Below are 12,166 nucleotides of genomic sequence, written 5' to 3'. Positions count from 1 at the left end.
GGTCACACTCCTCGGGTGCGCGGGTCGCGCGAGTCGTTGTAGCGGATGCCGGCGATGGTCGCGGCCAGCACGAGCAGCAGGATCGCCAGCGACGGGAACAGCGTCTGCCACCAGGCCGTCGCGATGGTCCCGGAGCGCTGCGCGTTGAGCAGGATGCGGCCCCACGACCACGCCGACGGGTCGCCCATGCCGAGGAACGACAGCCCGGCCTCGGCGATGACCGCGCGGGCCGCGGTGAGCAGCACGTTGACGACGACCAGCGGCATGACCGCGGGCAGGATCTCGCGGGAGATGATCCGGGACGCGCCGGCGCCGAGCACGCGGGCGCCGTCGATGTACGGCATCGCGGCGACGACCAGCCCGTTCGCCCGGATCATCCGGGTCACCTCGGGCCACGACAGCAGCCCGATGACGGTGATCAGCGTGACGACGCTCGGCCCGGCCAGCGCCGTCACCAGGATCATCAGCGGCAGCATCGGCAGCGACAGCATGACGTCGGTGGCGGTGGTGACCACCGGGTCCAGCCGCTTCACGTAGGCGGCGGCCAGGCCCAGCAGCGTGCCGATGCAGATCGCGATCAGCGACGCCACCGCCCCGACCAGCAGGCTGATCCGGGTGCCCCACACGACCTGGGCGAACACGTCCTGGCCGAGGTCGTCGGTGCCGAACCAGTGCGACGCGGACGGCGACTGCAGGATGTCGGTGCCCAGGCCGCTGGGGGAGTCGACGAACAGCGGCCCGAAGATCGCGACCAGCGCGAACAGGCCCAGCGTGCCCACCGACAGCCAGCCGGACGGCGCGGAGAAGAACCCACCGGAGCGACGGCGCCGGGTGCTGGTCAGCGCCGCCGTCGGGGTGTCGACCTTCAGGGACTGCGGCTCGGTGCTCATGTGCGGATCCTTGGGTTGAGAACCATCGAGAGCAGGTCGGTGAGCAGGTTGGCCAGCACCACCGTCACCGCGAGGATGACGAACGCGCCCTGCAGCACCGGGAAGTCCAGCTGCTGCACCGACTCGAAGATCAGCCGGCCGACGCCCGGATAGGCGAACACCGTCTCGGTCAGCACGGCGCCGCCGATCAGCGTGCCGAGCTGCAGGCCCATCAGCATCAGCGCCGGCAGCACCGCGTTGCGCAGCGCGTGCCGCCACACCACCCGGCGGTGCGTGAGCCCGCGCGACCGGGCGCTGGTGATGTAGTCCTCACCGAGCACCTCGACCATGTTCGTCCGCAGCGTCAGCGCGTACGGCCCGAGCTGGACCAGCACCAGCGAGAACAGCGGCAGCGCCAGATGGTGCAGCAGCGACGCGTACGCCGCCAGCCCGCGGGTGTCCGGGTCGATGGCCTGCCCGATCGGGAACCAGCCGAGGTTCGACCCGAACACCACCAGCAGCAGGATCGCGACGCTGGGGATGAACAGCGCGTTCGACGTGATGCCGAAGAACTGCACACCGCGGTCGACCGTGCCGCCGCGTCCGACGGCCGCCTTCACGCCGAGCGGGATGCCGATCAGCAGCGTCAGCACGAACGCCGAGCCGGCGAGGAGCAGTGTCCACGGCAGCCGGTTCAGCAGCAGCTCGCTGACCGGCACCAGCTGCCGGAACGAGACACCCAGGTTGCCCTGGACCAGCTGGCCCAGGTAGAGCACGTACTGCTGGAGGATCGGCTGGTCCAGGCCGTACTGACTCCGGAGCGCGTCCTGCATCTCCGGAGTCATGTCGCCCTCCACCACCAGGAGGGTGGGGTCCGCCGGCAGCAGCCGCAGCAGGAAGAACGTCACCGTCACGGCGATCCAGATGGTCAGGATCGCGCGGAACAGCCGACTCGCGGCATACCTCAACACCGTGTGCTACCCACCCTCCCGATGTGTGGTGGCTGTGGACGGACGGTCAGTCGACCGTCGTGACCTGGGACAGCGAGTAGCCGGTGACCATGCCGAGCAGGTCCGACGGCGACGGGTCGAAGCCGGTGAACCGGTCACCGCGGTACGCGAAGCGGAAGTTCTCCACGTACAGCGGGGTCAGCAGCGCCTGGTCGTGCACGTAGGCGTCGATGCCCTTGATCTTCTCCACGAACTGGTCCACGTCGGCCGTCACCGCGGCGTCGTTCACCAGGGCGTCCAGCTCCGGGTCGGCGACCAGGTTGTAGTTGATCCCGCCCGGGTTGGACGACAGGTAGGTGCTGCGCAGCTGGTCCATCGGGTTGTCGAAGACACCCCACTGCGACAGGTCGATGTCGTACTCGCCGCCGCGGGTCCGGCTGAGGAACGTGTTCCGCTCGATGCAGGCGAGGTCGATCTGGATGCCCGCCTCGGCGGCGTCGTCGCGGACCACCTCGGCCACCCGGGTGAGGTTGGCGTTGGACTGGTCGCAGACCATCTCGAAGGCCAGGTCGTCGAGGATGCCGTCGCCGTTGGCGTCGGTGTAGCCGGCGCCCTCGAGCAGCGCGCGGGCGCCCTCGGGGTCGAACGGGTACGCCTCGAGGTCGGTGTTGTCGTAGTCGGCGAAGACCGGCGAGATCGGGCCGACCATCTCCTGGCCGTCGCCCTGCAGGATCGTCTCGATGATCGACTTGCTGTCGACCACCATCGACAGCGCCTGCCGCACCGCCTGGTCGGCCAGCACCGGGTTCTGCATGTTGTAGGTGAGATGCGCGAAGCCGAGCGAGCCGACCGTCTCGACCTCGATGTTCTCCTCGCCCTCCAGCGAGGCCACCGCGGACACCGGGACCGGCGAGCCCATGAGGTCGATGTCGCCGTTGCGCAGCGCCAGGATCATCGTGTTGATGTCGGGGTAGACGACGTACTCGACGGTCTCGACGGCGGCGCCGCCCTCGGGGGCGTACGGGTAGTTCTCGTTCGCCTTCAGGGTGTACCGCTGGCCCTTGGTGGCCGAGTCGAGGATGTACGCGCCGGCGCCGACCCAGTCGGTGTCGTTGGCGAACTGCGAGAGGTCACCGGCCTGGCTGAAGATGTGCTCGGGCACGATCCGCATCCAGAACCCGAGGCCCTCGGCGAACGGGGCGTACGGCTCGCTCAGCGTGAACGCGACGGTCTGGTCGTCGCGCACCTCGATGCCGGTGACCCAGGTGAGCTTCGCCGCGACGTTGCCCAGCTGGTAGTCCATGATCGCCTGGGCGGTGAACGCGACGTCCTTCGCCGTCACCGGCGTGCCGTCGGACCACTCGAAGTCGTCGCGCAGGTGGAACACGACGACGCTGCCGTCGGCCTCGGTGGTGTACTCCTCGGCCAGCTCCGGCACCTTCTGCGCGTTCTCGTCGATGCGCAGCAGCGTCGGGTAGGTGGCGTTGAGGATCCAGCTGTCCGTCTTCGACAGCGACTGCAGCGGGTTGAAGTTCTCCATGTCCGTCGTGGTGCCGATGCGCAGCGTGGCGCCACCGGCCTGCTCGCCCGAGCCGTCCGTGCTCCCCGAGCCGCTGGTGGAGTCACCGCTCTCGTTGAGCGAGCAGCCCGTCACCGCGATCATCGTCGCGACGGCGAGCGCCGCGCCGGCCTTGCGGATGCGTCCGATCGTGCCCTTCACCAGACCTCCTTGAGTACGCGCAGGATGTTCAGACCGATGACCTTGCTGATGTCGTCGTCGGACCAGCCGTGCTTGACCAGCCAGCCGACGATGTTGGTGAAGTTCTCCGCCGGGTTCTCGACGCCGGCGACGTACGGGACCCGCGGGTGATCCACGTGCCCGTGCGCGCCGGCGATGCTGAGGTGCCCGGTGAAGGAGTCGTGCAGCCCGACGTGGTCGCCGAAGTTGGTGTCGGGCCCGAACGCGACGTGGTCGATGCCGACCAGGTCGACGCAGTACTGGAAGTGGTCCATGACCGACTCCAGCGAGTGTTCGGGATGGGCCTCGGACAGCGTCGTGTGCGGCGCCGCCTCGATGCCGATGACGCCGCCCCGCTCGGCGCAGGCGACGATGACGTCGTCCGGCTTCATCCGGTTGGTCGGCCAGACCGTGCGTGCACCGGCGTGCGTGATGAACACCGGCACCGACGAGCGCTCGATGACGTCGCGGCTGGTGCGGTCCGACGAGTGCGAGATGTCGATGGCGATGCCGAGCGTGTTCATCCGTTCGACGGCGCGGCCACCGAACAGCGTGAGCCCGCCGTCCTGCGGCTCGGCCAGCCCGGCGCCGAGCTGGTTGGCCATCGAGTAGGCGATGCCCATCTGCCGCACGCCGAGCCCGTAGAGGACGTCGAGGCGGTCGAGCTCGTTCTCGATCGCGGTCGCGGCCTCGAGCCCGGCGACCATCGCGATGCGCCCGTCCGCCTTGGCCCGCTCCAGGTCGGCGACCGTGCGGGCGAGGACGACGTGGTTCTGCTGCGCGACGTCGGCGAAGCGCAGGCCGAGGTCGAAGACGACGTCGTTCCACTTCCAGCCGTGCTCGGACGTCACGGTGTTGGTGCCGTTCATGAAGTTGTCGAAGAACGCGGTCATGCCCGACCGGGCGATCCCCTCGAACCCGAACGCGTTGCGGCCGGTGCCGTTGTACTCCTTCAGCAACGACGGGTCGGTCGTGAGGATCTTCGGGTGCTCGTGCAGGGAGATGACGTGCTCGCGGCCGAGGATCTCCGTCACCCGCCGCGCCTGCTCCTCGTCCAGCCCGAGGTCGTACGCCGGTACGCGGCCGATCTCCTGGGCGAGGTCGAAGACGCGGAAGTCGGTGTGCGGCTCGAGGTAGTCGAAACTGCGGTAGCCCCGGTAGCGCACGCCTGGTTTCTGCATCGGCTTCTCCAAGTGGTCCAACCTCTATTGAGGGCACACCATAACGAGAGGTTGGACCTCTTTCGCAACTCTGGTGTCTCCGCAAAGATCTCGTCGGCGCGCTTCTTGGGGAGTGGTACCGCGTTGACCTGCACTCTTGCCGGTCTCCCGGCGTGATCGACACGCTGCGTCACGTACTCGAATCGTTACGGGACGGAAACGTCGGCCCACAATTCGGACACGTTCGGGCGTGGTTGATCACGGGCGGGCCGGGTGTCTACCGGCCGGTAGTTCACCGCACCGTCACCTTCCGTCGCCTCGGACACCAGGCGGCGGTCATCCGGGCCGGGCACCCTGGCGGACGGCTTCGTGCCGATTCGCGCCGTCCGTCCCGAGGAGTCGCAGGTGTCGCTCTCCGTCCGATCCGCCCGATCCACCCGTGTCCGGCTGGTATCCGCGTTGGCCGTCCTCGCCGTCTCGGCGGCGGCCCTGCCGGTGCTGCCACCGGGTCCGGCGGCCGCGGCGGAGGACCGGCCGACCTACCTGGACCGCACCTGGTACACGGGCGAGTTCCACGCGCACACCGAGGTCAGCGACGGCGTCGAGACGCCGCGGGACGCGTTCGAGCACGTGGCCGCGGAGAGCGACGCAGACTTCTTCACGGTGTCCGAGCACGACGTGCTCTACGACCGACGCAACAGTGACGACTTCACCACCGACTGGCGCGACGCCGTGTCCGACGAGTGGCGCTACCTGCACGAGGAGTCCGACGCGTTCAACGCCGAGCAGGACGACCTGGTGACGCTCCCCGCCGAGGAGATCACCTGGTACGACACCTCCGGCCACATGAACCTGTTCAACACCGACTGGTTCACGACGGCGCGCAGCGAGGGCGACTCGCTGTCGTTCGGCGCGGCCACCGGCGACCTCAAGTACGACCTGCCGACGTTCTACGCCCGGCTCAAGCAGGATCCCAAGGCGATCGCGCAGTTCAACCACCCGGACCCGGCCGGCAAGGGCGACTTCGCCGCGTTCGCGCACCTGGACCCGGAGGTCGACGACCGCGTCGACCTGATCGAGGTGAAGAACGCGACCAACCTGGCCCAGTTCCAGATCGCGCTGGACGAGGGCTGGCACCTGGCGCCGGTGTGGAACGGCGACGAGCACGGCGCGAATTGGGTGACCGGCGACGAGTCGATCACCGGGGTCTGGGCCGCGGAGAAGAGCCGCGACGGCGTCTACCGGGCGATGCGCGAACGCAGCATGTACTCGACCCAGGACCAGAACACCGTGCTGGAGTTCGGCGCGAACGGGCGCCTGATGGGCTCGATCCTGCCGGCGGACACCGGTTCGGTCGCGCTGGACATCGGCCTCACCGACCCCGACGGCGCCGACGCGTTCACCTCCGTGCGGGTGCGGACGAACGGCGGTGTGCTGGCGTACGAGGCGCCCGCGGTGTCCGGCCGTGAGGTGTGGGTGACGCCGGAGCTGCCGGCCGCCGACGGCGACTACTTCTACGTCGTGGCGACGCAGGCCGACGGCGACGTCGTCGTGTCCGCGCCGGTCTGGGTCGGCGAGACGACTCGCGGCGCCGACTACGCGCCGGCCATCGAGGTCGACCCGGCCACGCCCACGACCGTGGCCTACGGCGACACCGTCGCGCTGCCTGCGGTGACCGCGACGGACGACAGCGGCGCGACGCCCGCCGTCACCTACGAGGTGTGGGACGACAACGGCCAGATCCCGGTCGAGGGCGGTGCGTTCACCGTGCGCGGCTACTCCGACCACGTCGTCGTCGTGAAGGCGACGGACGGCGCGGGCAACGTCGGCGCCGAGTTGCAGCGCCTGCGGGTCGACCAGGACGGCGCCGACCCGGCCGGCGTCTTCCAGTTCTTCGGCAGCGTCGCCACCGTCGGCGCCGAGTCCGGGACCGCCGGCCTCAGCGTCAGCACCGACGCGACCGTCGGCACGGTGTACGCGCAGGTCCGTCCGGCCGGGCACCGCACCTGGCGCAGCGCCCCGGTGCTGACGTCCACCGGCGACACCACGTACGAGCTGAACACCATCGGCAAGCCCGGCGACGTCTACCAGGACACCGTCACCGGCCAGCCGCTGCGCAGCCACGAGTTCGCGCTGACCGGGCTGCGCGACACCACTCGCTACGAGTACCGGTTCGGCGTGGCGGTGGACGGCGCGGCGCCTCGCGCGCAGGACGAGGCCGCGTGGTCGGACGTGCGCGGCTCGTTCGTCGCGGGCGGGCAGCAGAACCGGCCGGTCTACCTGCTCGGCGACCTCGCCGCGGCGTCCCGCTCGCCGGAGGAGCTGGGGCTGTGGCGCCGCGCGCTGGCCGCGATCCGCGAGCGGGTGCCGGGCGGCGACACCGTCGTGCAGACCGGCGACCTCGTCGCCCGCGGCGTGCACCGCGAGTACTGGGAAGATGTCTTCGACCACGCCTACGCCGGCCTGGACCTGCAGGTCGCGCCGGTGGTGGGCGACGCCGAGAGCGACGGCGACCTGGAGTACAACCTGGTCTCGCCGGACCGCAACGCGATCACGTCCAGCATGTACGCGCTACCCGGCGGCGGCCCGGCGGGCGAGACGACCTACTCGTTCGACCGCGGCGACGTGCACGTGGCGGTGCTGAACACCACGCAGGACCTCGACGACCAGCTGGACTGGCTGGTCGACGACGTCCACGCCGCGAGCAAGCCGTGGACGGTCGTCGTCGGACACGAGGCGTTCTTCGGCAGCGCCGGGACGCCCGGGCCGGGCCAGAACGCGCGGCGGCAGCAGGTCGCGGCGCTGTTCAGCCGGCTCGGCGTCGACCTGTACGTCGGCGGACACGACGACGTCTACGCGCGCGGCGTCGTCGATGGCACGACGTTCCTGACGCTCGGCCCGGCCGGTCCCTCCTTCGGGACCGCGACGGAGCAGCCGTGGACCGAGGTCGTCGACGACGAGGACAGCCAGATGGGCACGGCCCTGCAGGCGACCCGGCGTGGCCTGGAGTTGTCGACGTACACGGTGGACGGCCGGCTGGTCGACCGGGCGGTGCTGGCCCGGCCGTCGGGGTCGTGGGACGTCAGCCACGCGGCGCTCGACGGGGTCGGGCTGATCAGCCACCCGGGCGCGCCGCGCACGGTCACCGTCGAGGCGGTCCGCTCCGACGCGGGCGGCGAGGTGCTGGACACGCGCCTGGTGGAGGTGGACCTCGACGAGCGCGGCGCCGAGCAGTGGGTCGCGTTCGACCCGCCGCTGACCGCCGGCGCGCACGACACGGTGCGGGTGCACTTCTGGGACAGCCCGCGCAAGGGCAAGGAACTGCGCCCGGCGGTGGTCCTGCGGGAGGCGCTGGCCGGTTCGGGCACCGCCGATGACCCGTACCTGCTGGACTCCGCCGACGACCTCGGCAAGATCGGGACCGACCCGGCCGCGTCGTACCGGCTGACCACCGACCTCGACCTCACCGGCGTCGTCGCGCGGGTCGAGGCGTTCTCCGGCGACCTGGACGGCGACGGGCACACGCTGACCGGTCTCACCAGCACGAGCGGCGGGCTGTTCGGCGTCAACGAAGGCGCTGTGCACGACCTCGCGATCGTCGGCGCCGACGTCGCGACGGTAACCGCGCGGGGCGGCATCGTGGCCGACACCAACTCGGGCACCGTCGAGCGGGTCTACACGACCGGCCTGGTCACGGCCGGTTCGCGGGCCGGTGGCATCGTCGGCGACAACGCGGGCGTGCTGCGCGACGCGTACTCGACGGCGCGGGTGCAGAGCTACGGGACCGAGGCCGGCGGCGTGGTCGGTGTCGCGCTGGCCGGGTCGACGACGGAGCGGGTCTACGCGGCCGGGCCGGTGGGCGCGTCGACCCGGAACGCCGGCGGCGTCGCGGGCTACGGCTACACCGGCACCGTGCTGCGCGATTCCGTCGCCCTGAACCCGACCGTGACGGCGCCCGAATACGCCCACCGCGTGCTCGGCCGGGTGCTGGCCGGCAACACCGCGTCCCTGGCCGGCAACTGGGCCGTCGAGAGCCTCGTCGCGCAGGTGCCCGCCGTGCTGGACCCGCCGGCCGCGGACAACCTCGCGGGCGCCTCGGCGACGACCGCGCAGGTGCAGGACCCGGCATTCTTCCGCGACACGCTCGGCTGGGACCTCGACACCGTCTGGACCTGGTCCGCGGACGGGCGCCGGCCGGTGCTGCGGTCGGTGCCGGAGGACGTGCCGCCGGGCACGGGCGAGCCGGGCGTGCCGTCGCTGCCGCGGGACGCCGACGGCGCCTACCTGGTGTCCTCCGTGGCCGAACTGGCGCAGCTCACCGCGTTCCCGGACCAGCGCTACCGGCTGGCGGCCGACCTCGACCTGAGCGGGCACCCCGGGCTCACCGTCGCGCGGACCGGGTTCTCCGGCGAGCTGGACGGGGCGGGGCACCGGCTGACCGGCTTCACGTCGTCGACGGGCGGGCTGTTCCCGCTGGTCGCCGCGGGCGGCCGCGTGCACGACCTGGCCGTCGACGACGCTGCGGTGGAGACCGCCGGCTCGAACGTCGGGATCCTGGCCGACACCAGCCGCGGCGTCGTCGAGCGCGTGACGACGTCCGGCCTGATGGTCGGCGGCTCGACCGTGGGCGGCGTGGTCGGGTACTCGTACGGACAACTGCGCGACAGCTACTCGACCGCCTCCGTCTACGCCGTCGCCGGGCGGCAGGCGGGCGGGGTGGCCGGCATCACCGGCGCCGGTTCGCTGACCGAGCGCACCTACGCCACCGGCCACATCGAGGTGGTGGGCAACGCGAACGCGGGCGGGATCAGCGGCTACGCCTACACCGGCACGACGCTGCGGGACAGCATGGCGCTCAACTCCCGCGTCGTCGCCACCGGGTACGCCCACCGCGTCGTCGCCCGCGTGCTGGCCGGGAACACCGCGACGCTGACCGGCAACGCCGCGGCGGAGACAGTGGACGCCAGGACCCAGTCGGTGCCGGCGACCGGTGCGGACACCCTCAACGGCGCCACCCGCACCGCCGTCGAGGCCGCTACCCAGGCGACGTACGCGGCCATGGGCTGGGACTTCGCCTCCGTCTGGACCTTCTCCGCGTCGCTGGGCCGGCCCGTGCTGACGGCGGTGGACGCCGGGTAGCCGGCCCGGTTTTGTACGATGCCAGCCGAGGTGATGTGCGTGGTGGCCGATGCCGAAGCGGGTCCGGTCCGGGCCCCGCTGAACCGCGACCGCGTGCTGCGGGCGGCGGTGCGCATCGCCGACGACGCCGGTCTCGGGGCGCTGACCATGCGGCGGCTGGCCGAGGTGCTCGGCGCCGAGGCGATGTCGCTGTACTACCACGTGGCCAACAAGGACGACGTGCTCGACGGCATCGCCGACGTCGTCGCGCGGGAGATCAACGAGGCGGTCGACGCGCTGGACGTGCCGTCGGGGGGCGCGCGGTGGAAGGACGCCGTCCGCCGCCGCATCCTCACCGCCCGCGAGGTGCTGCTGCGCCACCCGTGGGCGCCGTCGGTGCTCGAGACCCGCGCGGCGATGAGCCCGGAGATCCTGCGCTACCACGACCGCCTGCTCGGCCTCATGCGCGACGGCGGGTTCTCCTACGACCTCGGCCACCACGCGCTGCACGCGCTGGGCAGCCGGGCGCTCGGTTTCAGCCAGGAGCTGTTCGACCCCGGTGACGGCTCCGCCGCGCCCGAGGAACTGGCCGGGCTGGCCGAGCGGCTGCCGCAGCTGGCCGGCATGCTGGCCGAGATCGCGCACGACGACCCCGGCTCCACGCTCGGCTGGTGCGACGACCAGGCCGAGTTCGAGTTCGGTCTCGACCTCATTCTCGACGGCCTCGACCGGTTGCGCGGCCGCCGGACGAGTGAGTCCTCTTGATCCTCGGGCTGCTGGTCGCTGTGACTCGTGACGACGGCGGGAGGCCGACGCGGTGGGTGCGCACCGGTGAGGACCGCGGCGCCGCTTGACGACTCCCCGCGCAAGGACCGAACCTCACCGCGTCGTCACCCATCGGGGCGGCCGGTACGGCCCAGGGGTGAGCGATCACGATCCGGCGAGGTGACGTGAGCGCCAACGGTTGGCGCTCACGTCACCCCCCCCGACAGACATGCCCAGGCCCATGGCCGCTCACGAACGGTCACATGCATTCGACGCATGCCTCGCCGTACCGGGTGCCCGCTCATCGTGAACGGGGGGAGGCGCTGCCCGGCAGCGCACCTGCGATCGGACGCGTCAGCCTCGCCGCCGACGCTGCCGTGGGCGAGCAGATGCTCGACGTCCTGCGCCCCGCGGGCTCGATATCCTCACCATCGTCCTGCAGGACCGCGCGAGCCCCGGCGGCGATCCGCTGGTGTACCTGGACGAATGATCGGCTGGTCGAGACGTACGTCGGAGGATGACGAGGAATGAGCCCGCTTTCCCCACGCCGCCGTCATGCGGCCGCCGGTGTGGTGCTGCTCGTGTTCGCCGCTCTGCTCGTCGGCTGTGCGCCCGCGGGCCCGACGATTCCGGTGGGGGACACCGCCTTCTCTCCCAGCATCGAGCTGCTGGACGAGAGAGTGGCGGTGCGGATGCCCGACGGCGTCTACCTCGTCGAGGCGCTCGGAGTGCGTGAGAAGGCGTTCGTCGATGGCGAGACCGTCCGCGCGCCGGGTGGTGCCGTCCTCGTCGAAGTCTCGGTGTCGGATGGCGATTATGCCGGTGAGTGGGCGCCGGGCCGGACGGAGACGATGCTGCGGGCGGGTGACACCGAGGTCCCGGTCGAGCTGGATCCCGCGGCCGTTGGGACGCAGGTCGCTGTCCTGCCCGGCGACGGCGGCGACGCCGAGTTGGTGCTCACCTTCGAGGGTCGTGACGCGGTGGTCTCCGTGGCGACGGCGGATCTCGTCGGCGAGTCTCCCTTCATCGAGACGGTCCCCTGGGGAGGGACCCTGGAGGCGGTGATCGAGCCGCCCGCGGGCTGGTACACGATGGTGGGGGCGGTGATCCAGGCCGATCTGCGGATGGTCGGGTATCTGCCCGAGCGAGGATGGGCGCCCGAGGGCGAGGTGTGGGTCGAGGTCCGGATGATGACGCGTCCTGGCACCCTGCTACCCGTCAGTGACGATGATCACGACGGTGTGGTGGTGGCCTGCGCCGTCGAGGGCGCGAGCGTTCTGATCGACGGGGCGGAGTACCCGTTGGAGCTCGTCGTCGACGAGAACGCCGGTGTCGGTGGCGGCGATGCGCTCCTGGTGGTCGGCACGGTTCCCGCCGGCGCCGACGCCGTACAGCTTCGTGTCGGGTACCGTCTCGCCGCCGAGGACGAGCTGCGGATCGTCCAGGAAGGGACCGTCACCGGTCCGCTCCTGACGCCCGAGCGGATCTAGGGTGACACCCTGACGTCGCTCGGTGTCCGAACTCCGACCCTTGAGCCGAGTTTGGGCAGGGGTTGCGTGCCTCGTG

7 protein-coding genes are annotated in these 12,166 nt (G+C 71.2%); 3 read left to right on the top strand and 4 right to left on the bottom strand.

Going from position 1 to position 12,166, the window contains the following annotated elements; all coding sequences use genetic code 11:
- Positions 1 to 2: 2 nt before the first annotated feature.
- The 4 genes from ACW62_RS07850 to ACW62_RS07835 are packed head-to-tail and all read right to left on the bottom strand — an operon-like array spanning position 3 to position 4,738.
- Complete coding sequence (locus ACW62_RS07850; protein ID WP_053203502.1) at positions 3 to 890, bottom strand: ABC transporter permease; 888 nt, start codon at positions 888 to 890, stop codon at positions 3 to 5.
- Positions 887 to 1,840 carry an ABC transporter permease gene (locus ACW62_RS07845; protein ID WP_053203501.1) on the bottom strand — a complete coding sequence of 318 codons (954 nt, stop codon included), beginning with the start codon at positions 1,838 to 1,840 and terminating at the stop codon, positions 887 to 889. Before ACW62_RS07845 ends, ACW62_RS07850 begins: the two co-directional genes overlap by 4 nt.
- 46 nt (positions 1,841 to 1,886) lie before the next feature.
- Positions 1,887 to 3,539 (bottom strand): ABC transporter substrate-binding protein, encoded by a 1,653-nt coding sequence (locus ACW62_RS07840; RefSeq protein WP_205629201.1) that lies wholly within the window; start codon positions 3,537 to 3,539, stop codon positions 1,887 to 1,889.
- Complete coding sequence (locus ACW62_RS07835; RefSeq protein ID WP_053203615.1) at positions 3,536 to 4,738, bottom strand: dipeptidase; 1,203 nt, start codon at positions 4,736 to 4,738, stop codon at positions 3,536 to 3,538. The genes ACW62_RS07840 and ACW62_RS07835 overlap by 4 nt, the downstream gene beginning before the upstream one ends.
- Before the next feature lie 348 nt (positions 4,739 to 5,086).
- On the opposite strand from ACW62_RS07835, the gene ACW62_RS07830 reads away from it, so the two are divergent.
- From ACW62_RS07830 to ACW62_RS07820, 3 genes are all read left to right on the top strand, one after another.
- The gene (locus ACW62_RS07830) at positions 5,087 to 9,856 is read left to right on the top strand and encodes a CehA/McbA family metallohydrolase (protein ID WP_053203500.1); all 4,770 of its coding nucleotides are present in this window, start codon (positions 5,087 to 5,089) and stop codon (positions 9,854 to 9,856) included.
- A gap of 39 nt (positions 9,857 to 9,895) precedes the next feature.
- Complete coding sequence (locus tag ACW62_RS07825) at positions 9,896 to 10,600, top strand: TetR/AcrR family transcriptional regulator C-terminal domain-containing protein (RefSeq protein ID WP_205629200.1); 705 nt, start codon at positions 9,896 to 9,898, stop codon at positions 10,598 to 10,600.
- 569 nt (positions 10,601 to 11,169) lie between these two features.
- Entirely contained in the window at positions 11,170 to 12,090 is a 921-nt protein-coding gene (locus ACW62_RS07820) for a hypothetical protein (protein WP_053203499.1), read from the top strand.
- The last annotated feature ends 76 nt before the right edge of the window (positions 12,091 to 12,166 follow it).

The organism is Jiangella muralis, assembly GCF_001270745.1.
In the GTDB taxonomy this organism is placed as follows: Bacteria; Actinomycetota; Actinomycetes; order Jiangellales; family Jiangellaceae; genus Jiangella; species Jiangella muralis.
This window is presented reverse-complemented; position numbering and strand designations above follow the sequence as displayed.